Here is a 22,390-nt window from a genome sequence, read left to right as displayed (position 1 = left end):
TATTTTGCTCCGAGAAATTGAAGCAGGTAGTGAAGATAAGGATTATCAGATGCGAAGTACGACCATAGTTTCCAGTATTAGAAATCGAATCCTCACCGGAACTTCGATTATTACTGGTATTTTATTTTTCATTGTTTGTTTGACTTGGGGGACAACCTGGCTGGGAATTAAAATTGCTGTAGAAACGATTCCACCATTTACAGCTGCTGGTGCGCGTTTTCTTGTGGCATTTCCTTTATTCCTGGTATTTGCAAAATTAATGAAAGAACCGATCTTTTTCCCAAAAGAGAAAACAGGGTTCTTTATATTTATAACGCTGGCTTACTTTTCACTTCCTTATTACTTGATTAGTTATGGAGAGCAGTACGTATCTTCAGGACTAACATCATTGATTTTTAGTGCTATGCCGGTCTTCATCCTGATATTTTCTTTCATCATTTTGAAAGAACCCATGCTTATGCGTCAGGTGGCTGGTATCACAGTTGGGTTTGCCAGCCTGATGATGATTCTTCATGGCGAAGGAATTACTGTCTCAGCGACAGAGTTTTCGGGCGTTATGGCCGTATTGCTTGCAGCGATCCTCCATGGTTTTTGTTACGTGCTTACCCGGAAGCTGGGAAGTGATATCAGTGTAATCACGTTTAACACTCTTCCAATTGGTGTAGCTGGAGCCTTGTTGTTTGCAACCGGGTATTGGCTCGAAACGCCAAACTATACAGCTGTCAGTAACATGAGCCTGATGGCGACTCTCTACTTGGGGCTGATCGCCTCTGTGGGTGGGTTTATTGTGTATTTCTACCTCCTCAAGAAAATGAACCCAGTTACATTGTCGTTTGTTTTCATTCTCTTTCCCGTCATTGCCATCATTATTGGCGCTGCTTATGAGCAACAAACGCTTTCAGAGAACTTTATGATTTTCACGGCCACAATGCTGGCTGGTTTTGCTATCACAAAAATTCCAGACAGATCGTCTGATTAATAAAAGTCAAAATAAAACAGTTGATTGGTTGATCCTGCCTGCAGGAAGCAGTACAGGCAGACTGTAGGTGTGTAAAAGGAAGTATCAGTATGAAACGACCCAGTGACGAGACTATCAGAGCTATTTATTACCATTGCAACAGTGTTTATCCGGAAGAGGCGTGCGGATTTATTTTTTCGAATGACACTGTGCATATGGGAACAAACATTCAGAATCAACTGCATGAACAGAAACCAGAGATTTATACCCGAACTGCCAGAACCGGTTATACATTGTCTGTTTCTGATATCAAAACTTTGCAGGAGAGTTTCAAAGGTAATAACCCAGTCACGGTGATTTATCACTCGCACCCAGATGTTGGTGCTTATTTCAGTGAAGAGGATACTCGACAGGCACTGCTTTATGGGGAGCCTGTCTACCCAGTGATGTACCTGGTTGTTGATACCCAGAAGTACTTGTCTCGATCGGCAAAGCTTTTTGCTTTTGATAATGGCTTATTTGAATGCGTCGCTGAGTTTGATGCGTTCGGAAAAAGTATTGATATCAAGAAAACAGAAACAGTCTGATTTTTATCTATCACCTTTAAATGAAAACTTAGAATAACAAGGACTGAATTATGAACACTTTGAATCTTCCAGAAGTTCTGGGTCGTGTAGCCAAACTTCCTACAACACAATTTGAAATGGCTGGTGAAACGATTCGAGAGATTCTCGATCAGGTTTGTACAGAACACAACCAGTTACGAGACCATCTGTTTTACGACAATGGAGAAATGAAAGGGCACTTTCTTTTGTCGGTAGATGGTGAGATTGCAGAAGTCGACAGTGCCATTGAAGGCAGGAATACCATTGATCTGATGCTTGCCGCGTCAGGGGGGCTGGATCTTGCTGAAAAACCCCAGGAGTTGAACCGGGAAGAGGTACAGCGTTATGCGCGGCACCTGACTCTTCCCAAAGTTGGGCGAAGAGGTCAGATGCGACTTAAGGCGGCAAGAGTTCTTCTTATTGGAACTGGTGGGCTTGGGGCTCCTGTATCCATGTACCTGGCGGCAGCAGGCGTTGGCACTCTTGGGCTTGTTGACTTTGATACGGTAGAAGCCAGTAATCTTCAGCGCCAGATCGTTCATGGAACAAGTACCGTCGGCCAGTTAAAAGTTGATTCCGCGAAAAAGCGGCTTTTAGACATTAATGACAGTATTCAGATTGAAACCTATGCCACGGCACTGAATGCTGAGAATGCTTTGGAAATTATCAGTAAATATGATCTTGTGATCGATGGTTCGGATAATTTCTCGACTCGTTATCTGGTGAACGACGCCTGTGTGATGGCGGGAAAACCTCTGGTTTATGGTGCTATTTACCAGTTTGATGGCCAGAACAGCGTGTTTAATTATGAAGGAGGTCCTTGCTATCGCTGCCTGTTTCCTCAGCAACCTCCTGCAGCATTGGCACCTAACTGTTCTGCCGGTGGTGTGATTGGTGTACTTCCCGGTGTAATTGGCATGATTCAGGCTACCGAAGCAGTAAAAGCAATTATCGGGCTTGGAGAAACGTTGTCTGGACGACTGATGACTTTTGATGCCCTGAGCATGAAATTCAGCGAAATCAGGTTCAGCAAGCGGCAGAACTGCGCGGTTTGTTCTGAGCACCCCACGATTACAAGTCTGGAAGAGGAGACCCAGACATGCAGTTCAGTCTCTTCGAATATTGATCTGGATGAGCAGTGTTTTGTCTCACCAGAATTTCTGAAAGGTATTCTGGATAATAGCCACCGGGTCGATTACACCCTTCTTGATGTACGAGACGCAGAAGAGCTGGAAATCTGTGTATTGCCCGAGGCAAAAAATATTCCTCTGAATCATCTCGAAGACCGATTAACAGAGCTGGACCCTGAAAGGGATTATTTTGTCACCTGCTACTCTGGCGGGCGGGCAAAGGCTGCAGTGAAGCTGCTTCGCGATAACGGTTTTAATAAGAGTTTCGTTGTTGATGGTGGCATGAAAAAGTGGGTTAAAAACATAGACCCGGAAATGCCGATTTACTGATTCTGATAAAAATAAAAAAACAATTCATCAGATACGTTGAATCGGAGAACGTAGCAGTGATTTATCCTTCAATTTTAGAAACAATTGGACATACACCACTTGTTCATCTGCAGCATTTTTCCAAAGATATTGGAAGTAATGTGTATTTAAAAATGGAGTCGCTGAATCCCGGCGGGAGCCATAAAGCGCGTATAGCTCTGGGCATGATTAATGATGCAGAGCGAAAGGGGATTCTCACGCCGGGTAGCGGCCAAACGATTGTTGAACCCAGCGGTGGTAATACCGGCATGGGGCTGGCAATGGCTGCCAACCTTCGTGGCTATAAACTTCTTTTGGTTATTCCGGATAACTACAGCCCTGAAAAGCAAAAGCTACTCAGGCTATTTGGCGCAGAAATTGTTCTTTCTGACAGTCGGCTTGGAAACAATTCTCATGGCGAGAAGGCGATGGAACTACAGCTGGAAAATCCTGAATACGTGATGCTGAACCAGCAGCGAAATCAAGCCAACCCAGCAACCCACAGAAATACAACCGCAATAGAAATTATCAATGACTTCAGCATGTGCCCGGGTGAAAAGGAAATTCATTACATGGTTGCCGGTATTGGCACCGGTGGGCATATCACTGGGGTAGGGGAGCGGCTGAAAGATAAGTGGCCGTCCATGAAAGTGCTTGGCGTTGAGCCAGAGGCCTGTGATTTATTAAATGACAAGCATGCTCCACATGATATCCAGGGGCTATCTGTTGGCCTGATTCCGGATGCTCTGAATGTCAATATCCTGGATGGAATGGTGAAAGTGCGCACTCAGGATTGTTTGAACATGATTCGGTATATAGCGAAAAAGGAATCAATCAGTCTTGGTGTTTCTTCTGCAGCAAACCTTGTAGCTATTGAGCTATTAAGTCCAAGGGATTTACCTTCTGGTTCAAATATTCTGACGTTCTCTTATGACGGTGTTGATTCATACCTGGATTACTTTTCTGAGGCACAGCCTGCAAGCTTAGCTGCGCTTTGAGGCATAAAAATATCCAATCTCTGGAAGGGGCAGTGAAAGGAGTATTGTATGTCATTTACAAATCAGGAAGAGCTTTTCCTGCAAAGTACTCACGTTAAGAATGGAATCGACAAAGTATTGCTGGCTATCTTGAAAGAGTCATTGTCGTTTTCAGAATACAGGTGGGTTATCAACCTTTTTGATGCGGGGGAAATGGACACTGACTCCCTGGTGGAGTTAATGGTTGAAGACCTGTTGGCTTATGCAGAAAAAGATCCAGCATCAAAAGGGCGAACAGACCTTTTAACGGAAACATCTTCTTCCTATTGCTCGGTTATGCATTATCGAATTGCACACCAGCTTTGGTTAATACGGAGTCAGTGCCCTGAGGCAGATAAGCTGGCACTGAAAATAACCGAGAACTGCAGGCGAAATAATGGTGTTGATATTCATCCAGCGGCCTGCATAGGGCGTCGTTTTGTTCTTGACCATGCTTACGGTGTGGTTATTGGCGAGACATGCCGTATAGGTGATGACTGTTATATTCTGGGAGGTGTGACCCTGGGGGCGAAAGGAATCTCAGGCAATCCTTCGGGTAAGCGTCATCCTACTCTGGGAAATAATGTGCAGGTTGGGGCGTTTGCCAGAGTCTTGGGCGATGTCTGTATTGGTAATCATGTTTTTATCAGTCCTAACAGTGTGATCACAACTGATATTCCTGCGCATGAGAATGTAAATATTATCAATCAGATCCAATTACAGCGCAGTGGGACTGGTGCAAAAGAACAAGCACTTTCAAATAAAGAAAGAGTTCAGGTGTCCGGAGTTATGAGACAAGGGGATAAACTTCTGCTCATGTGTACTGGCCTGAAATTATGCGATGTGCAATTGGTTGATAATAATTACGCGCCAACGGACTTTGCCGTATGCAGGGTTAAACCTCTGACCAGTTACTTGTTTGAAGTTTCTTTTGAATTCCAGCCACAGGCTTTTCAATCGATAACCCCACACGCGTTGTCTGTTCTGCCTCTTCATTTACAGTTAGCAGATAAAAATCACGTGTTCACACTTTTGAACCCATATGGCTTAACAGAATTAATAACTGAAAATAGCCGTAAGCTACAGGGAAATAATAATGAAAAATACACCCGCTCCCACACGACAACTGTTTGATGTTGACCCTTACCAGAAAGAAATGAGTGCAATTATTCTTGCAGTAAGGAAACGGGAGCAGGGCATCCAGGTTCTGCTCGATCAAACAGTGTTTTATCCCACAGGTGGAGGCCAACCTGGTGATACTGGTGCCCTGGTTCTCGAAGGTGGGAAGACCTTAACCGTCACTGGAACCGTCTGGGACAGGGAAAGCCCGGGAAAAATCTGGCACCAGATAAATGATTCAATAACTGATGATTGCGTGGGGATGGCTGTATCAGGTGTGATTGACTGGGAGAGACGTTACCGACATATGCGAATGCACACATGCCTGCATGTTCTTTCTGCCATGGTTGATGCTCCTGTCACCGGGTGCAGTATTGCTGAAGAAAAAGGCCGGCTTGATTTCGACCTCCCGGAGCCAACAATTGAAAAAGGCAGTTTGACCAGGGAAATCAACGCTCTCATTGCACTGAATCAGCCTGTCAATGTATTTCGAATGACGCCTGAAGAGCTGGAAGAGTCCGGCTATTTTGCAAAGACATCTAATGTAAAACCACCAGTTATTAATAACTTCGTGCGAATGATAGATATTGAAAATACCGACGTTCAGCCTTGCGGTGGAACTCATGTTAAAACGACCGGTGAAATTGGCCGAATTGTTTGTGCAAAGATTGAAAAACGCAGTCGGAAAAATAGACGGGTGGTTTTACGCTGGGAGATAGAAGCTGATACGGCCTCTGTCTGATTACCAGGCACTGCTCATGCCAGCTCCCCCGGTTGGCATTTTTGCCTCTCTTCGGAGAGGTTTTTTTTATGAACCGTTTTTAAATTCTGCTAGCAGTATTTGCAGGTGCTCAGTCAAAATCTTGAAAGTACTCCTGCTGGGAATAGTAGTAGTGGCAATACTGAAGGAACACTATTTTCAAGTAGATTAAATGTGTATTGAACGATTGATTGGGAAGTTTTGAGGTTGCTTCTAGCTCTTCTATAGTATTTCTGATTCAATGCCTATAACAAATAGACAACAAACAAAAAATTAATTAATTGTAATTAGGGATATCAGCGTGCATCAGGGAATTAGCACTGAGCTGAGCTTGGAGGTAAAAAACCTCTATGGTGATGCCTTTCTACTCACAACCCGTTCATTTCTTGAGGGGCTTCAAAGGCTCTCTCTAAGAGATGAAGGCCGTGCCCGGCGGTTTTTGTTTGATCTTGATCCAGACTCTCAAAAGCGCATTGATGCTGGATTTCCTGGGCTTACCACGAACAAACGTGGGCAGGTAGTAGAGCAGATGGCCACAGGGCGCCTTTACGCTTATTCCCTTGACTCCTCTGGTAACCTGGAAAAAGCGCTTAAAGAAACTTACATCGATATACGTAACCAGTTAAACCAGATAATTGCTGCAGAAAAACTGGAAGCTGCAGGTATTGAAAAGGAGCATCAGCAACGCTCCACTATGGGTAAAGTGCTGGCTTATGGTGAGAGCTTTGGCAGTGGGCTGGTTGATGCTGGTACTTCACTGTTGACCTGGGCGAAAGAAGTACACGACGTTGTTTCTATTCAAAAGCAACTACAGCGAGCGGCAGGAGCGGCATTAAAAACTTATCGCACCAGCGCTTTTGAAGACTGGGGGCGTACTTTTTACACTGAGTGGCGGGAAGGTGAATACCGGGAGATGGTAGAGGCTCTGGGGTTTGACCCTTCAACCATCACGGCAGATATGTTCAGCGAAGCCTGGGATCTAGCCTGCTTCATCTGGGAAGATGAAAGTAGCCAGGAATTGCTGGTGCAATTCGCCAAAGACTATACCCGAGCTCAACACAGTCTGGAGATTACCGAACTGGCAGGTGCAGCTGCTTTTGAAGTGCTGCTGACAATTGTACTAGCAGCAGCAACTGGAGGTGTAGGGGCAGTTGCCAAAACGGCTGGTACAGCCACCAAAACTGCCGCCAGTGCAGGAAGCAAGGCTCGGCTGATGGGGCAGTTAGCTAAGGTCGGAAAATTATTTGAGAAGCTGTCTGATCTACGACAGGGTAAGCGTCCTGCTCGCCCAAAGAAGATGCAGAGCGCAAAAAGTAGTGGGTCTCAGATAGATGAATTCGCGAGTGAGGGTAAGATACCTACTATCGGTGATACGCCAAAAGGAGATAAGAAAACTAAATCGGTTGATATTTCAGAAGCTGATGATAGTGTTGTAAGCACGATCAAGGAGTTTCCGACTTTAACTCAGCAGAGAGAGTTGACTCGATTAGCTAAAGAGTCCCGAGAAGAATTGATGGCTGATTTTGAGCTATTAGCTGATCTTCTGTCTGAGCCCCAATTAACTAAATTGGAGACTCACCCTTTCTTATTAAGACCTTTTTTTGGGGGGGCAATTGAAGAACTTGTCAATGCAAAGAGGATGAACTCTCCCGAGCTTGAGAACCTTACATGGACGGGTAAGTCTAACGCTCCGCAGGATTGGTTTGATGAAAACGATTTTGGGTTTGACCTAACTGGTAATTCACAGTCTTCAATACTTTTACATCAAAGAAGGCCGGAAATAGATTGTGTTATTACTTATGATTCATTGACGAATGAAGAAATATTCGCCTTCCATAATTGGTTGATGGGTAACTGATAGAGGAAAGTATTGTGATTGAAAAAGTGACCGCCGGGCGGTGTAAAGAAGATACTTTAATTGATGGACAGATTTTTGATGGGGTTTTATTTGATAACTTTTCCATCAACCCAATAGATGGTGTAAAAGTAACAATTAAAAATTGCACTTTTAAAAACTGTAAAGTTTCGCGCGGAAGCTTTCAGATCGGAAGTAATGTTTCTTTGGAAGATGTTTTATTTGACAACTTTGAAGTCAACGGTGATTTTGATATACATTCTGGCGTCACCATGAAAAATACTAAAATTTCCAGTTCAAATAACGAAAATATGCTTTGGATAAAAAATATCTTAGGAACTACTGATTGTTCCAAAAACAATATTGATCTAGATATATCAGAATTTTTTGGTGATGTTATTATTACTGGAAATGATGTTTCAAGGGTGAAAATTGACAAGAGAAGACACCAATTTATAAAAAAAGATCTTCTTAAACAAGATGCTTTCAAACTAAGTCGAGCTAATTTTTTTATATCAAGTGCATCTAAAGTTACAAGGAATGGATCGGATGTTGGTGTTTTTTCTATTCCTATGGGAAAGTCTTCATCTGAAGAATTCAATAAACAGTTGGATTTTTTTAAAAAGGAAGGCTACGTAACAAGTATTATATAAAAAATTTATACGATAAGTTCGATTACTTATAGTAATATTGTTAATGCATGCCCGTTTTTTATGCGGGCGTATCTATGGATGTATTTTATATAGAAAAATGGATGCAGTTACTAATTACCAGAAGAGCGTTGCAAAACACACTGCATTGGCTTTTGGCGCAGAAAGGCCACCGATAATCCAATTTTTGGATGATAATAAAGAAAGCAGCGTGTTTATTCTTGAAGCTAGAAATAGCCTTCAGGACGGTGTTAACTCATATGCAACCATTGGTCTTTCTGACCACCCTTTAATACATAAAGGAGAAGAGTTTAGTACTCGTGTTGAGGTCCTTGGAGCGTGTGGATCTTCTTTTTCTGGTTTTGAGAATATCTTGGCAACAATTGCATTTTACGTGATTAATTCAAAATGGTTTTGTGCTCCCGGAGCTATTTTTCCTGACCTTGTGTCTATGTATAAAGCATCTGAAACTATGAGTGATATTTACTTCACTAGCCCATTTCTATGGGGTGATAAGTTTTCATCAATATCTCTGGATAATCACTCTGTAGCATGGCTGTTGGCCGTTCCAATCTCAAAATCAGAGAGGGAGTTTGCGCAAGAAAATGGATCAGACAAGCTAGAAAATCTTTTTTCTGATAATGACATTGATATTTATAATTTGAATAGACCTTCGGTCATTTAGTGACTTATAGTGCTCAAATCAATTGCAGAGTAGTGCTTTGAAAAAATTATATATCAATATAGTTGTAGCCAAGGTTGCTCTGAAAGGGGCAACCTGCACTTATAAATTTACTTGCCTAAATCGAACACTGGAGTATAAGTTTTTTGGCTAGTTTTGGATTAAAAGGTTTTAGTATGTAGCGTAATAATTGTAATAAATTTTTGATACTTACAATATATGTTTTTTTCGAAGAGAGATTTAAAACTATATAATTTATGACCACTAAACAAAATGTTCTTCACCTGGTTCTGACTTTAATCAAAGGAGGGGATATTGACCTTCTAAAGCATGGGTCTATTTTGAGAGGTCAAAACTTATCTGCAAGTAGTGCTGATGATGCTGCAAGAATCGGACTGATAGTGGCTGATTTGTATACATCTTTTGATTACTGCTCTTCTAAAGAATTCTTAAAATTTGCAGATGGAAAATCTGATAAATACATACAAATGAAGACTAAAATGGAGTCTTCGCCGATAAAGAAAAAGGCTCATAAAGAAGATTTTATGGCTGCGGTGCGGGAGCTTCAGGATAGTAATAGGTTGTACGACTTAGTTCGCCCTTTTGAGAGAGAAAAAGTTGATCAGCTTATGGAGCTTTTGCAGAGATTGGACATACCATCTCGATAGCGTCAAATGCTCAAACCTTTGACAGCCTTAAGATTTTTCGGGGAAGCAGTTAACAGGTTGCTCCCTTCTTTTACCTCTCAGGGATGGGCTCCTTATTCCACATGAATAGACTCGGCGAATTTCAAAAGCAGCACTTTATGGTGGGAAGTGACGGACAATTTAGTTATTTTTATATCCACCAGTCGCATAATACGTTCTTATAATATGAATTATGACGACTCATGATCTAGAACTCTAGGAATAAGAGTTCCAGATCAAGGTTCACATATATTCAAATTACAAAAGAAGCTAGGAGTCAGGTATTGCCAGCTAAGCAGATCCAGTTTTATGCAACTACTGAAGATTTGTTCAATGGCTTAGAGCGATTCGAAGCCGTGTGCGCCACTAAATATGTGCGCACGGGGCTCTTTGATAGCCCCAAAATGGCTCTATACAAGACGTATAGAGATATCGAGAATATAGGTGTCAGTTTGGATGGTCGAATAGAAAAACTGCCTACGTTTCTCATATTTGAAAGTGTTGACGATTTAACAGTCAAAGAAATTTCCCAAAGGTGTGGGGGAGTGAAGTACTCGGTGAATGCGCGAACTACCCCGTCATCAGTTACATTTACTCCAGGCGGTGTGTACGAAGATCGATGCATTCTCCATGGAACAATTGCAGGTTTGGATATTACTAATAGAAAATCCAAGCATCTATATATGATGTTTAGAAAGTATGTACTTAAGGACTATGAGAAAATAAAAAGCTTTCGTGTTTCTCCATATGCTGCTGAAATGTTGGATAGAGGAATGAGACTGACGCCAAATTTCAAAGCTGATCATTTAATGGACTTATCTAGATAGATGAGGTTGTGCTGGTAATAAATATTAACCGTAGACATTCTTAATCATATCCCGATATTCTTAAAGATTTCTTGTACGAATCAAGAAAAACAGGATCCATTTTGATATTAAATAGGGAAGTTAATGAAAGTCACTTAGTCTGAATGGCAATGACCCTATATTTACTTCTTGCGAGTTACAAATCTATGGATGCTTCTGTCAAATGGGCGGCTTCTTTGGTCAGGTAAAAGCATTTTGAACTGCAGTAAAGCTGCCCCTTTCGGGGCAACTCTCATTTACCGGTGCATGCTGTTGCCGCGGCGAATCACTCCGCCTAAGCCAACCACTGGGGCAGGAACTGTATTAACGGGGTTCAACACAATACGATGACTGCGAACAACGTGAATGTTCACATACCGTTGATTATTACTCTGCTTGGGAACTCTGTAGCGTGTTACATGGTTATAATCGTTTCTGTCAGTTAATTTCTTAGACAGAGCCAGAAGTGGAGGGTTTCTGCCATTTCCTGCGATATGAGCATTACCTATAACCATAATACAGGTACCATCGAGCAGAGCATCTCTGATGTTTGCTGCAATGCAAACCAGATTCATACTGGTTACCGCTTGGTTAAAACCAACGATTGCTCCAGGCATGGCCCCCCCCTCTCCCTTTAATTGTGATCACTATGGCTTATAAAATTAAATCTCTTCTTCGTTTAGGTGTTTCTCATAGAACAGCCCCATCAAGTCTTCATCTTCTCGAATCACTTGTAAAGCCGACCATAGTGTTTCTCGGGTTTCACGTGATAAATCACTTTTACGGGAGAACGTCAGATAGTAGTTTTTAGATTTCAGAGTCTTTTTCTGAATATCATATTTATTGGCGAAGAAAGGGTTTTTCTGGAACTCTTTAGCGATGCTGCCCAGTACAGCGGCTGATCCATCTTTTCTCCGTACCAGGTCAACAAGAGCACTGCGGTCAGTTGAATAGATGGCTTTAACTTCGGCCTGATTCTTTTTCAGGTCATCTGCAATAGAGTAAGAACGTGGAACTCGCACTGGCCCGGGAAGTGTGGAAGGCGTGCCGTTGTAGGTAAATGACAACTCTTTGGGAGTCACAATCACGTAGTCCACCAGGCTCATGCTGTGCTCTCCACCTTTGCCTTTTCTGGCTGTGGGAGGATATTCCATCCATTCATTGCGCTCATCCTTATAGGAGGCGCCAAGTACACCATCAACTTTTCCTTCTTTGGCAAGGCGCAGACAGCGAGACCAGCTGGTTGGCCGTATTAAAACCCTTCGATCTGTGCGTGTGGCAGCCTCATTCATCATGTCAATAAAAACACCCGCCGCCCGATAATCTTTCATCAGGGTGAAGGGAAACCAGTAGCCTTTATCACTACAGAGAGTGACACGTTCACGAGCCGCTGACGAAGCTGTGGAAGTGTAAACAGAAGCCAGCAGGCAGAGAGAAGCAATAATTAAATTTTTTCTGGGATGCATCTTGAGTCAATCCGTATGACCTCAAACGCCCTACAGCTTGGATACTAAAAGCCATTAAATAGCTTAATTGCCCAAAAGAGTGTTACTGCGAGGAAGTAATAGTTTATTCCCGAATCACAGTGTACAGAGATAAACGACAATGTAAAAAAATCTGTAGGGAATGTGTCAAAAATGTAATACAAATTAAACGATTTCATGACAATATACTTCGTGCGAAACAGGAATGTATTAAACCAACGCAAACGGAAATAATAATTATGAGGTTTAAGCGCGAACTCTGTGCTGCTGCACTGGCGTTAACTACGCTGTCTTCCGGCTCTTTTGCTGAATCTGACAAAGCTCGCAACATCATTTTGATGATTGGCGATGGTATGGGGCCTCAGCAGCTCAGCATGCTGGAAAGCTATGCTGAGCTGGCACCCAATTCTATTTATCAGGGCAAAGACACGGCCATGACCCGCTTGGCCAATGCCGGAACCATTGGCCTGTCTATGACTTATCCGGATGGTTCAATGGTGGTTGATTCCGCCAGCTCCGCAAGTCAGTTGGCTACTGGCAAGCTCTCTCCTTCAGAGGCCATTGGCCTGGATCGCAACGGTGATCCGGCAGAAACTATTCTCGAAGCTGCGAAAAAGCGCGGTAAGGCTACTGGCCTGATTTCAGACACTCGCCTGACTCACGCCACACCTGCGTCTTTTGCAGCGCATCAGCCTCATCGTTCTATGGAAAACCAGATTGCTGAAGAAATGCTGAAAGTAGGACCAGACGTTATGCTTTCTGGCGGTATTCGTTACTGGATTCCCAAGTCTGTTAATGAAAAAGGTGCGACCTACGAGCAGGTGAAAGAGCTGACCGGTGGCCACGTAAGGGTGAAGTCCAAGCGTAAGGACAACAAAAACCTGCTGTTGGATGCCCAGAAAGCCGGTTACCAGCTGGCCTTCAGCCGGGATGAAATGAACAAAGCTGAAGACGGTAAAGTACTTGGTTTGTTTGCATACTCCGGCATGATGGATGGCATTGAGTATTCCAAGACCAAAAACGACAAAGATCGTGCACAGCCAACTCTGAAAGAGATGACTGTTAAGGCTTTGGAGATTCTTTCAAAGGATAAAGACGGTTTCTTCCTGATGGTTGAAGGTGGTCAGATTGACTGGGCTGCCCATAACAACGATGCGGCAACTATGTTGCACGAAATGCTGAAGTTCGACGAAGCAGTAGAAGCTGTTTACGAATGGGCCGCTGATCGTGATGACACGCTGGTTGTTGTAACTGCTGACCATGAAACAGGTTCTTTTGGCTTCAGCTACTCTGCCAGCAATCTGCCTAAGGCTACCAAGCTGCCAGGCAAAGGTTTCAGCAAGCGTGACTACAAGCCTAACTTCAACTTTGGTGCGCCTCAGATCCTGGATAACCTCTACAACCAGACTGCCAGCTTCTACGGCATTATGGACAAGTTCCGTGCCCGTCCGGCTGCAGAGCAGACTCCTAAAGCTCTGGCTGCTGTCGTTGCAGAAACCGGTCCTTTCCAGATCAGTGAGAAGCAGGCTGAACGTATTCTCCAGCGTGGCCCTAACCCGTACATTACAGAAGGGCACAAATACCTGGCTGCCAAGACTCTGCCGGTTGTCAAAGACTTCACCGCTTTCTATGTGTATGGCGATGAAATCCACCTGAACCTTCTGGGTCGTGAACTTGCTGAACAGCAGAACGTAGTATGGGGAACTGGTACACACACCAGCACGCCTGTTTCTGTTATGGCGTTTGGCCCTGAAAAACTGGTTGATCAGTTTGATGGTATGCAGCACCACACAGACATCGGCAAGAAGCTGATGAGCGCACTGTAAAGCAGACTGCCAGTGTTACTGGCTTGGATAACAAGCCTTAGTGAGAGCCGACAAGGCTCTCACTTTTCCTTTCTTTCTTACCGCTGCTTTATAGCCTCTGTTCCCAGAAGAACAGCCAGATGCAGGTGGCGCATGTTGTTATCAACCATTTTGCAACGCAAATGCTCCGGCAGGTGCTTGTAGCCGGGTTGGCTACTGTTTTGGCTGGTTTTGGCCATTTGCTGAGTGGGCAATGCAGACATAATACCCTCCACGATACATATGGTTTTGCGTGACTGTATCAATATAGTCTGCAGTTGCCGTTTTGTTTATTTCTTCACTTTTGTTCAAAGCTTCGCTTTCGATTTATAAAAGTTCACAATATCAGCCTGGGTTTTAGCGTTCTTCAAAGAGTTTTCTAACAGCTCTGCAGCACTTGTATCAGGTGATTGCAACGCCATGGCATGAGCCAGCGCAGCTGCCTTTTGTACATCCACTGTTTCTCCCTGCTCAGCAGTAAGCGTTGCATGGGAACGCCCCTTCCATACATTCGGGAGGGTGACCGTCTCACGTTTTTGATCACTGATCACAGCATCAAATGTGGGGGCAACTGCGGTTCGTTTGCCCAAGAGTGAAGGCTCCAGGTCAAACCAGTCCAACAGCGTTGCCAGCCAGGATGTGTGATCAAAAGGGGTTGTTGGGTTATCGCTGCGTATAACGGTGTTTTCCGTCACCCATGGAGATATAAATAACATTGGAACTCTTATGCCAAAGCGATCAAATTCGAATCCGCACTCATATTCATCTGCCCCACCAGGGTTAATAGCTGTATGAGGTGGAGGCATATGATCAAAGGTTCCGCCGTGTTCATCCCAGGCCACAATGAACAGAGTCTCTTCCCAGTCCGGTGATTGACTCACGGCTTCATAAAGCTGTTTCAAAAACTGTTCACCTTCAACCACACTGCCCGGTGGATGGTAATCATTGCCTGCAATACCCAGATCCCCAACCAGGTCCATCGAATACTTGGGTTCTATGTAAGAGAAACGGGGTAAGTTTCCAGCTTTGGCGTCTTCATAAAACTGGTCAATATTCAGGTACTGGTTTTTGGATTCAGGTTTTGCAAGCTGTTCCTGTAAACCCTGGAACATATACCAGCTGTAGCTGTGCTTATAACCGAACGTACCGTGGAGATAGGGGCAGGAGTAATACACCTTCCAGTCATCTTCAGTGTTATAACCATTTTCAGACAACACTTGCCAGATTGTTTTACCAGTGAATTGCGCAGGCAGGAACTCATGGTTCCAGTAATGGTTGTTCACCATCGCCATGGTTTTTTTAGAATTTTTTTCAGGCAAACCCACTGAATTACCACAGATAGAAAATGCCCTGTTTATGGATGTTTGAGACGGGATGGAGCAGAACCACTCATCAGATACACCGTATGATTTGGCAAGGGTATTCAGAATGGGTAGCTGGGTATTGTCGTAAGTATCAAGAATTTCCAGTTCCACATTTACGTATCCAGCCCGACTATCGTAATAGTTCTGCAGAAAGCCATCCATTGATGGCGGTGTGGATGCGCAGACAGGGGCAGTGCCATACAGTTGCTGGGTGATATTACTGAAGGTTTCTTCAGGATCAATAATGGGAGTGCAGGTAGGGAAGTGATTCTTTTCCACTCCTCTCACAATCGATTTTTTACCGTTATTCCATCGCTCAATGCGGTACTCAACAGGTTGAGCAAAAATGTTTTTTAATTCAGATGTCAGGCCATGAAAGGGAATATCCGTGTTTGCGGGGATATTGTTCACATCAGGATTGGGGTTCCCATCGTATAGCCAGCCAAGCACGTTATCGAATGACCTGTTTTCGAACATCACGTAGACAATCTTTTTGATGTTCTTTTTCATTGGATTATTGCTATCCATGCTCTGACCTTTTCCCTGTGTGTTTTATTTGTAATTACTGAATGAAGATGTGTCAGGGAAATTGGAGTGTCAACAATAAGGTATGGTTCATAAGGAGCATTTATCTACGAGTAATACGTTGTTTCAGCAAATCTTCAGGAAAATATAAATTTAATTACAAACAACCTGCAATCAAATGCCTGTCTGCTTCGTCTATCAGCAAGAACTTACCGGAACTAAGGAATAGAGAATGACCCAGGCAGAAACCTTATCTTCACCACAAATGCTTTCTCATGCGCATTACCAGATAACGGCAATGATACTGCGTATTGGCCTTGGGCTGGTTTTTTTTATTGGAGGGTGGTCCAAGCTTGGGCTGCTTCTCAACCCTGAAACCCACGATGGAATGGTTGCGAATTACATGGGAACAACCGGGTATATTAATTCTCTGTTCCAGGATTATTTGTTTTTTGAAGGCTCTGTGCTCACGCCGTCCGGATTTCTTACCACTCTTTCTGCGTTTGAACTGTTTTCGGGAATTGCGCTAATTGTCGGGCTTTTGGTCAGGCCTCTGGCTTTATTCTACGGCTTTCTGTTGTGGAGTTTTGTCGTGTCTTTACCTGTTCATACTGTTCCTGGTGTTGGCATTGATGTAAAAACCTACACATCTCCAGCAATCTTTGTGCAAATTCGGGATATTGCACTCTCAGGTATGATGTTTGTTTTATTTAATCTTGGGGCAGGTGCTGCCAGCCTGGATGGAAGAATAATAAAACACAAACCCAGTATAAACTGGTCGCACATGGGGTTATTGCTGCGCTTCTCTCTCGGTGCCATGTTTGTTGTTGGCGGTTTCTTTGGACACTTTCCCAAAGTTCCAAGTTTTGCCGCAGCACAGTGGCTACTGGCAATAACAGGTCTTGCTCTGATATTTGGCAGCCCGAAAGTTGTGAGAGTGTTTGGTGCTGTTTCAGCTGGCATTATGGTTTGGTACATGATCCATAAGCTGAATATGGATAAAAACCTGATTGGTAACCTGAACAGCTTTAAACGGGAATTCGCTTTGGGCAGTGCTGGAATTGTTCTTGCGATTCTGGGTGGCGGATATGCGTTTACTCTGCACGATCTGTTTACCCGGTGCCGTAATTACATCAGGCAGGTAATGTTTTCAGGTTACTCATCGAAGCGTACAGCTCAATAACAATACATTTCATAAAGCGGTCATAAAGATAACAAACAACCGGGATTCCCGAGTGGATAAAGCACTGCTGAACACACTATATCGTTATGCCTTCACTCTCACGGGGGATCGCGATAATGCCTACGACCTGCTGCAGAAGGCGCTGGAAAACTATCTGGGTCAGGCTGTTTCAGCAGAGTCTGTAAAGTTTTATCTTATGCGTAGTATTCGTAACAGCTGGTACGATCAGTTGCGCAAAAACCGGTTGCATCTGGTTGTTAGTGATCAAATACAGCAGGATTATCAGGAAACATCGCTGCCAACACTTTCGGATATTCTGATTCAGCAGCAGGATGTTGAGCAGATTATGATGCTGTTATCGCCTGAAGAAAGAGAACTGCTCTATCTTTGGGCGGTTGAAGAATATACATTTCAGGAAATCTCAGAGTTAAAGAATATTCCAAAAGGAACACTCCTGTCGCAGGTACACCGTTTGAAAAAACGGCTTAGAAAGCAACTCTCAACGTTGGAAACAGAAGACCAGAAGCAGGGGGTTGAGCTATGAACCAGAACAGTAAGAATAGGTCAGAAAAGGTTGATCTCCCCCAGGCTTTGAAAAATCATTTCTCTACTATCGAACTGTCAGAATCACAGCTTGAGCAATTAATTGTTCAGCAGGAAAGGACTTCCTTCAAACAACGCATAACCGAAAAGTTTAATCAGCTCAGGTTTTTTCTGGAGCAAAGAACCAAGCTGCAGGTTACAGCAACATGCCTACTATTTTTAATCGCTACTGCCAGTTTGTTTTTAATGCCTAATCAGGACAAAGCCTGGCAAGTGGTGAATGAAGTGGCGTACAACCATAATAAACAAATGTCCCTTGAGGTTGCTTCAGCCAATATAGAAGATGTCAGCGGCTATCTCTCTCAGCTGGACTTTCCACTCGTAAATTCCAATATTCTGACTTCCGGGCAGTGGCAATTACTGGGTGGACGTTATTGCAGTATCGATGGCCAGCTTGCCGCACAGCTGAAGATACGCAACAAGAGAAATCAACGGATTTACACGTTCTATCAGGCTCTGGAACCAGAGAAGATGACTAGTTTTTCTGATTTCGAGGGTTATGCCGATGGTGTAGAGGTTCGCCTGTGGAAAGAACGCGGCTTACTTATGGGGCTTGCCGGAGAGTCTCTGCCCTGACTTTAAAATATTCCCCCACCATCTGTGTAATCTAATCGTCCCCTCCATGGACGCTTCTGTGTACCGATGCAACAGTAAACGTTGCAGCTCTTTCGGGAGAGAAGAGTACCAGGGCAGGGGATGGGATCATGGTCGATCAGCAGATAGCGCTCGCTATAGATTCGTGCACGGAAGCGAGTGCCTATCATGATTCGCAACGTTACGGATATTTCTCTCTGCTGGTTCAGCAGGGAAGCCGCAAGAAACAGAGTTCTTACCGATTAACCGACATGGCTCGTGTATTGAACCTGGTCGACAATCGCAACGACACCTGGATCAGCCAGGCAGAGTTCCTGCTTCCCAACCGTCGTATAGTGAATCTGGCGCGTATTGGCCTTCTTTTTGTTGATATTGATTCATACAACTTGCCCTGGGCTGACGATCGTAACCCTGAACAACAGGCACAAAGCCTTTTGTACTTTTGCCAGGAAGAAGGTTTACCAGAACCATCAATGATTATCTGGAGTGGCAGGGGGCTTCATGCAAAGTGGATACTTGATGGCCCGGTACCGCGCCAGGCATTACCCCGCTGGAATGCCTGTCAGCGCTTTCTGGTAGAAAAGCTCAAAACTCTGGGTGCAGATCCAAGAGCAAAGGATGCTTCCCGTGTTCTCAGGTTAGTCGACACCGTTAATACACGAAGTGGTGATATTGCCAGAGCTGTTCATGTGGCATCGGGTACCAATAACGAACCTGTTCGTTACAGCTTTGAATGGCTGTGCGAAATGCTATTGCCTATGGCACGTTGGGATCTGGAGAAGAAAAAGAAGAAGGGGAAAAAAGCACTGTCTCTGGTTTCAGAGATAGAAGGGAAGGGACTGAAAACATTCAGCGGTCGTCGCCTGGCTTGGGACAGGCTGGAAGACATTCGAACTTTGCACAAACTGCGTGGCAAAGTGAAAGAGGGCGACAGAATGTGCATGCTGTTCTGGCAGATTAATTTCCTGCTACTCAGCGGGGCAACACATTCCAGCGGTTTGTGGCATGAAGCGGCGGAGCTGGCCCGACAGATTGACCCAAAATGGGGTTACCAATCCTCGGAACTCTCTACGCTCTACCGAAAGGCTCGGGCTCATGAATCCGGGGAGAAGATTGAATTTAACGGCCGCTCTTACTCTGCTTTATATACACCCAGAAATGACACGCTGATAAATCAGCTGCGCATTACTGATGAAGAGCAGAAACAATTAAAAACAATTGTTTCTAAAAGCGAAGCCAGAGAACGGGATCGTTTGAGAAAGCAAAGCAAACGTCGCGCTGCCGGAGCTATAGATAGAGCAACGTGGGAAGCGCAATCCATAACCCAGAAAAAGCCTTGGGAAGAACTGGGAATAAGCCGGCGTACCTGGTACCGAAAGGGTAAACCAAAGCCTGTTTAAACAGGCCTTGGCATTTGGCACAGGTGTGTCCCTATTACTTGTTCCAGTGATAGTTTCTCTGAAATAAGTTTTATCAGGTGAGAACCAGAGGTTCGCCCCAGCAGATGAGTACTGCACCATGCTGACCTGCTGAAGAATTACCTGAATCGTCACCGCCACCGCCACCGCCACCGGCCACATAAGGGTACTGGGAGTTCAGGCTCCCAGGGCTGCCGGCAATACCAGTAGTGGCGTTGACATTGCTCGCCGGTGCACCGTTGCTGCCTTTGCCAAACAAACCTACACCTCCACCCGGGCCTCCAGTTCCATCATTTGTGGCGCTGCCTCCACCACCTCCCGAACCATTCTGTCCGGAGCCAGGTTGTCCGTTAGATCCACCGCCTTGTCCTCCGGGTGCGCCGTACCCTCCGGCCCCGCCTCCTCCGGCCCCATCGGCTGTAGATTCTGTAGCATTTCCGCCGCTACCACCTGAGCCTGTAATCAAATTAGCGACTGTGCCAGTGCCTGTACCGCCAGCACCGCCTGCTGCTAAATCCTTCAAACCGCCAGCCCCACCTGTAGCTTGAAGATATCCAGTAACTTCACTTACTCCTCCCGGAATACCATTTACGTTTTGCGCTAATGCCCCCCCTCCCTGACCGACCACGACAGAGAGATGAGTGGTATTAGGTTGAAGCTGAATGTTATTTGCTGCAGACAGCCCACCACCTCCACCGCCGGATCCATGACCGCTCCCGCGACCGCCACCGCCACCGGCACCCACAACTACCATATGCAGTTCACCAACACCTTGAGGTACCTGAAAAGTAAAATTGCCGGGACTGGTATAGATAACGCCGCGGCCTTCAAGAACAATGATGCCACTGCTGTAACTCTGGGTATTAAGGCCTACTGTAACCAGTGGTGGAGTCAGTTCAGTTATCTGGAGTTGTGAACCTTGTCTGGATACCAGGCGACTAAGCTGCTTAACGCCGTTTGGAGTGTTAATAAAACACCGGCTTAATTTTTTTATCTGCTGGTTTTGTTTGATATAGAACATAGCAACCTCAGGGCAGGTCTTCGTAAAGGGCAAGAATTTTGCCTTCAGGCACCATGGAGGCATTAACTGTTTGACCAGTGTCTTCTGCAAACAGGAAAATCTGGTTGGCGTTCATATTGATTAAATCCGAGCCATCACCTTCAAAAGACTTGGCTTTAATCACACCAGTGGCCCGTGCTGAGAGATCAATATCATCAGGCAGATTGTTATTATTCAGATGAGTGATTTGAGAACCATTACCTTCGAATGATTTGGCTTTTACGACGCCGGTCGCACGAGTTGAGAGATCAATATCATCGGGCAGGTGGTTATTGTTCAGGTCAGTGATCTGAGAGCCATTACCCTCGAAAGACTTAGCTTTAATAACGCCTGTCGCACGAGCTGAAAGATCAATATCATCGGGCAGGTGGTTATTGTTCAGGTCAGTGATCTGAGACCCATCACCCTCGAAAGACTTGGCTTTGATAATGCCAGTCGCCCGAGTTGAAAGGTCAATATCATCAGGTAGGTTGTTATTGTTCAGATCCGTAATCTGTGAACCATCACCCTCGAAAGACTTGGCTTTGATAATGCCAGTCGCCCGAGTTGAAAGGTCAATATCATCAGGTAGGTTGTTATTGTTCAGATCCGTAATCTGTGAACCATCACCCTCGAAAGACTTGGCTTTGATAATGCCAGTCGCCCGAGTTGAAAGGTCAATATCGTCAGGTAGGTTGTTATTGTTCAGATCCGTAATCTGAGACCCATCACCCTCGAAAGACTTGGCTTTGATAACGCCAGTCGCACGTGCTGAAAGATCAATATCATCGGGCAGGTTGGTATTGCTCAGATCAGTAATCTGCGAACCATTGCCCTCGAAAGACTTGGCTTTGATAACGCCAGTCGCCCGAGCTGAAAGATCAATATCATCGGGCAGGTTGTTATTGTTCAGGTCAGTGATCTGAGACCCATCACCCTCGAAAGACTTAGCTTTGATAACGCCGGTCGCCCGAGTTGAAAGGTCAATATCGTCAGGCAAATTGTTATTGTTCAGATCAGTGATCTGAGAACCATTGCCTTCGAAAGACTTGGCTTTGATAACGCCAGTCGCACGAGTTGAAAGGTCAATATCGTCAGGCAAATTGTTATTGTTCAGATCAGTGATCTGAGAACCATTGCCTTCGAAAGACTTGGCTTTGATAACGCCAGTCGCACGAGTTGAAAGGTCAATATCATCAGGCAGGTTGGTGTTGGCCAAATCGGTTACCTGTGAACCGTTACCCACCAGATTTGTTGCAGTAAGGGTGGTATTGCTACCCAGGTTCACATCGCCCTGTATTCTGCTGCCGTGGATAAATATGTCCTGATCTTCAGTTATGGTGCCGACTACTTCCGAAGCATCTGTGGCAAGGTTTATAAACTCTGAGAATTGTTGCGCTGTAGGAACATCGCCCGCTTCAAAGTAACTTTTAACGGTTGTCTTTTTTTGTGAGTCAGCCATAGGTTTTCCTGCCTTTAAGCATGGTGTTATATCAATGGGGAGTAGGTTCGATTTCCATTTTTTGCAGATTTAAAAAATGGTTGTTTTGATAAGTAATTACCAAAATGGTTTTCTATTTTTTTATATTTTTAATAAGAGTTATCTTTAAATCAGGCAGTGTTGCGAAATTGATACGGTGTCATTATTAATCAAAATTTCATTTTCATTTATGTTCTTTTGC

22 protein-coding genes are annotated in these 22,390 nt (G+C 44.5%); 16 read left to right on the top strand and 6 right to left on the bottom strand.

Annotation, left to right across the window (positions count from 1 at the left end; translation table 11 throughout):
* Nucleotides 1-49: 49 nt before the first annotated feature.
* The 11 genes from ACY2RR_RS19490 (at nt 50) to ACY2RR_RS19440 (ending at nt 10,636) form a co-directional block, all read left to right on the top strand.
* Entirely contained in the window at nt 50-979 is a 930-nt protein-coding gene (locus ACY2RR_RS19490; protein ID WP_490109851.1) for a DMT family transporter, read from the top strand.
* 89 nt (nt 980-1,068) lie between these two features.
* A complete protein-coding gene (locus tag ACY2RR_RS19485) occupies nt 1,069-1,545 on the top strand; it encodes a M67 family metallopeptidase (protein ID WP_490109850.1) in 477 nt (158 codons plus the stop codon).
* Nucleotides 1,546-1,595: 50 nt separating this feature from the next.
* Complete coding sequence (gene moeB / locus ACY2RR_RS19480) at nt 1,596-3,023, top strand: molybdopterin-synthase adenylyltransferase MoeB (protein WP_490109849.1); 1,428 nt, start codon at nt 1,596-1,598, stop codon at nt 3,021-3,023.
* Between the two features lie 56 nt (nt 3,024-3,079).
* Complete coding sequence (locus ACY2RR_RS19475; protein ID WP_490109848.1) at nt 3,080-4,039, top strand: PLP-dependent cysteine synthase family protein; 960 nt, start codon at nt 3,080-3,082, stop codon at nt 4,037-4,039.
* Between the two features lie 48 nt (nt 4,040-4,087).
* Nucleotides 4,088-5,191 (top strand): serine O-acetyltransferase, encoded by a 1,104-nt coding sequence (locus ACY2RR_RS19470; protein ID WP_490109847.1) that lies wholly within the window; start codon nt 4,088-4,090, stop codon nt 5,189-5,191.
* Nucleotides 5,154-5,918 (top strand): alanyl-tRNA editing protein, encoded by a 765-nt coding sequence (locus ACY2RR_RS19465; protein ID WP_490109846.1) that lies wholly within the window; start codon nt 5,154-5,156, stop codon nt 5,916-5,918. The genes ACY2RR_RS19470 and ACY2RR_RS19465 overlap by 38 nt, the downstream gene beginning before the upstream one ends.
* A gap of 319 nt (nt 5,919-6,237) precedes the next feature.
* Nucleotides 6,238-7,794, top strand: coding sequence for a hypothetical protein (locus ACY2RR_RS19460; RefSeq protein ID WP_490109845.1), 1,557 nt, complete (start codon nt 6,238-6,240; stop codon nt 7,792-7,794).
* 14 nt (nt 7,795-7,808) lie between these two features.
* Nucleotides 7,809-8,444 carry a hypothetical protein gene (locus ACY2RR_RS19455; protein WP_490109844.1) on the top strand — a complete coding sequence of 212 codons (636 nt, stop codon included), beginning with the start codon at nt 7,809-7,811 and terminating at the stop codon, nt 8,442-8,444.
* A gap of 97 nt (nt 8,445-8,541) precedes the next feature.
* Complete coding sequence (locus tag ACY2RR_RS19450; RefSeq protein WP_490109843.1) at nt 8,542-9,126, top strand: suppressor of fused domain protein; 585 nt, start codon at nt 8,542-8,544, stop codon at nt 9,124-9,126.
* Between the two features lie 254 nt (nt 9,127-9,380).
* Nucleotides 9,381-9,791 (top strand): hypothetical protein, encoded by a 411-nt coding sequence (locus tag ACY2RR_RS19445; RefSeq protein ID WP_490109842.1) that lies wholly within the window; start codon nt 9,381-9,383, stop codon nt 9,789-9,791.
* 302 nt (nt 9,792-10,093) lie between these two features.
* Nucleotides 10,094-10,636 (top strand): hypothetical protein, encoded by a 543-nt coding sequence (locus ACY2RR_RS19440; RefSeq protein ID WP_490109841.1) that lies wholly within the window; start codon nt 10,094-10,096, stop codon nt 10,634-10,636.
* Between the two features lie 275 nt (nt 10,637-10,911).
* Here ACY2RR_RS19440 and ACY2RR_RS19435 read toward each other — a convergent pair whose 3' ends face one another.
* Nucleotides 10,912-11,271 (bottom strand): hypothetical protein, encoded by a 360-nt coding sequence (locus ACY2RR_RS19435; RefSeq protein ID WP_490109840.1) that lies wholly within the window; start codon nt 11,269-11,271, stop codon nt 10,912-10,914.
* 45 nt (nt 11,272-11,316) lie between these two features.
* A complete protein-coding gene (locus ACY2RR_RS19430; protein ID WP_490109839.1) occupies nt 11,317-12,120 on the bottom strand; it encodes a substrate-binding periplasmic protein in 804 nt (267 codons plus the stop codon).
* 257 nt (nt 12,121-12,377) lie between these two features.
* Between ACY2RR_RS19430 and ACY2RR_RS19425 the strand changes: the two genes are divergently transcribed.
* Nucleotides 12,378-13,964, top strand: coding sequence for an alkaline phosphatase (locus ACY2RR_RS19425; protein WP_490109838.1), 1,587 nt, complete (start codon nt 12,378-12,380; stop codon nt 13,962-13,964).
* A 77-nt stretch (nt 13,965-14,041) separates the two neighbouring features.
* Here ACY2RR_RS19425 and ACY2RR_RS19420 read toward each other — a convergent pair whose 3' ends face one another.
* Together ACY2RR_RS19420 and ACY2RR_RS19415 are read right to left on the bottom strand one after the other, a co-directional pair.
* Nucleotides 14,042-14,206 carry a hypothetical protein gene (locus tag ACY2RR_RS19420; RefSeq protein ID WP_490109837.1) on the bottom strand — a complete coding sequence of 55 codons (165 nt, stop codon included), beginning with the start codon at nt 14,204-14,206 and terminating at the stop codon, nt 14,042-14,044.
* Nucleotides 14,207-14,290: 84 nt separating this feature from the next.
* A complete protein-coding gene (locus ACY2RR_RS19415; protein WP_490109836.1) occupies nt 14,291-15,874 on the bottom strand; it encodes an alkaline phosphatase family protein in 1,584 nt (527 codons plus the stop codon).
* A gap of 229 nt (nt 15,875-16,103) precedes the next feature.
* Between ACY2RR_RS19415 and ACY2RR_RS19410 the strand changes: the two genes are divergently transcribed.
* The 4 genes from ACY2RR_RS19410 to ACY2RR_RS19395 all read left to right on the top strand — a co-directional run bounded on the left by ACY2RR_RS19410 (nt 16,104) and on the right by ACY2RR_RS19395 (nt 19,651).
* Nucleotides 16,104-17,054 carry a DoxX family protein gene (locus ACY2RR_RS19410; protein WP_490109835.1) on the top strand — a complete coding sequence of 317 codons (951 nt, stop codon included), beginning with the start codon at nt 16,104-16,106 and terminating at the stop codon, nt 17,052-17,054.
* A gap of 52 nt (nt 17,055-17,106) precedes the next feature.
* Entirely contained in the window at nt 17,107-17,598 is a 492-nt protein-coding gene (locus tag ACY2RR_RS19405; RefSeq protein ID WP_490109834.1) for an RNA polymerase sigma factor, read from the top strand.
* Entirely contained in the window at nt 17,595-18,233 is a 639-nt protein-coding gene (locus ACY2RR_RS19400) for a hypothetical protein (protein ID WP_490109833.1), read from the top strand. The genes ACY2RR_RS19405 and ACY2RR_RS19400 overlap by 4 nt, the downstream gene beginning before the upstream one ends.
* Before the next feature lie 128 nt (nt 18,234-18,361).
* On the top strand, nt 18,362-19,651 hold the full coding sequence (locus tag ACY2RR_RS19395) for a hypothetical protein (RefSeq protein WP_490109832.1): 1,290 nt from the start codon (nt 18,362-18,364) through the stop codon (nt 19,649-19,651).
* Between the two features lie 73 nt (nt 19,652-19,724).
* Here ACY2RR_RS19395 and ACY2RR_RS19390 read toward each other — a convergent pair whose 3' ends face one another.
* Both ACY2RR_RS19390 and ACY2RR_RS19385 read right to left on the bottom strand, forming a co-directional pair.
* Entirely contained in the window at nt 19,725-20,690 is a 966-nt protein-coding gene (locus ACY2RR_RS19390) for a glycine-rich domain-containing protein (protein WP_490109831.1), read from the bottom strand.
* Nucleotides 20,691-20,697: 7 nt separating this feature from the next.
* Complete coding sequence (locus tag ACY2RR_RS19385; protein WP_490109830.1) at nt 20,698-22,170, bottom strand: hypothetical protein; 1,473 nt, start codon at nt 22,168-22,170, stop codon at nt 20,698-20,700.
* Between the last annotated feature and the right edge of the window lie 220 nt (nt 22,171-22,390).

The organism is Parendozoicomonas sp. 2304DJ65-17 (assembly GCF_058148445.1).
This window is presented reverse-complemented; position numbering and strand designations above follow the sequence as displayed.

Coding starts and splice junctions, on each gene's coding strand:
- ACY2RR_RS19490 (WP_490109851.1), top strand. CDS start 50: ATGCGAAGTACGACCATAGTTTCCAGTATTAGAAATCGAATCCTCACC.
- ACY2RR_RS19485 (WP_490109850.1), top strand. CDS start 1,069: ATGAAACGACCCAGTGACGAGACTATCAGAGCTATTTATTACCATTGC.
- moeB (WP_490109849.1), top strand. CDS start 1,596: ATGAACACTTTGAATCTTCCAGAAGTTCTGGGTCGTGTAGCCAAACTT.
- ACY2RR_RS19470 (WP_490109847.1), top strand. CDS start 4,088: ATGTCATTTACAAATCAGGAAGAGCTTTTCCTGCAAAGTACTCACGTT.
- ACY2RR_RS19465 (WP_490109846.1), top strand. CDS start 5,154: ATGAAAAATACACCCGCTCCCACACGACAACTGTTTGATGTTGACCCT.
- ACY2RR_RS19450 (WP_490109843.1), top strand. CDS start 8,542: ATGGATGCAGTTACTAATTACCAGAAGAGCGTTGCAAAACACACTGCA.
- ACY2RR_RS19445 (WP_490109842.1), top strand. CDS start 9,381: ATGACCACTAAACAAAATGTTCTTCACCTGGTTCTGACTTTAATCAAA.
- ACY2RR_RS19435 (WP_490109840.1), bottom strand. CDS start 11,271: ATGCCTGGAGCAATCGTTGGTTTTAACCAAGCGGTAACCAGTATGAAT.
- ACY2RR_RS19430 (WP_490109839.1), bottom strand. CDS start 12,120: ATGCATCCCAGAAAAAATTTAATTATTGCTTCTCTCTGCCTGCTGGCT.
- ACY2RR_RS19425 (WP_490109838.1), top strand. CDS start 12,378: ATGAGGTTTAAGCGCGAACTCTGTGCTGCTGCACTGGCGTTAACTACG.
- ACY2RR_RS19420 (WP_490109837.1), bottom strand. CDS start 14,206: ATGTCTGCATTGCCCACTCAGCAAATGGCCAAAACCAGCCAAAACAGT.
- ACY2RR_RS19415 (WP_490109836.1), bottom strand. CDS start 15,874: ATGGATAGCAATAATCCAATGAAAAAGAACATCAAAAAGATTGTCTAC.
- ACY2RR_RS19410 (WP_490109835.1), top strand. CDS start 16,104: ATGACCCAGGCAGAAACCTTATCTTCACCACAAATGCTTTCTCATGCG.
- ACY2RR_RS19400 (WP_490109833.1), top strand. CDS start 17,595: ATGAACCAGAACAGTAAGAATAGGTCAGAAAAGGTTGATCTCCCCCAG.
- ACY2RR_RS19395 (WP_490109832.1), top strand. CDS start 18,362: ATGGTCGATCAGCAGATAGCGCTCGCTATAGATTCGTGCACGGAAGCG.
- ACY2RR_RS19390 (WP_490109831.1), bottom strand. CDS start 20,690: ATGTTCTATATCAAACAAAACCAGCAGATAAAAAAATTAAGCCGGTGT.
- ACY2RR_RS19385 (WP_490109830.1), bottom strand. CDS start 22,170: ATGGCTGACTCACAAAAAAAGACAACCGTTAAAAGTTACTTTGAAGCG.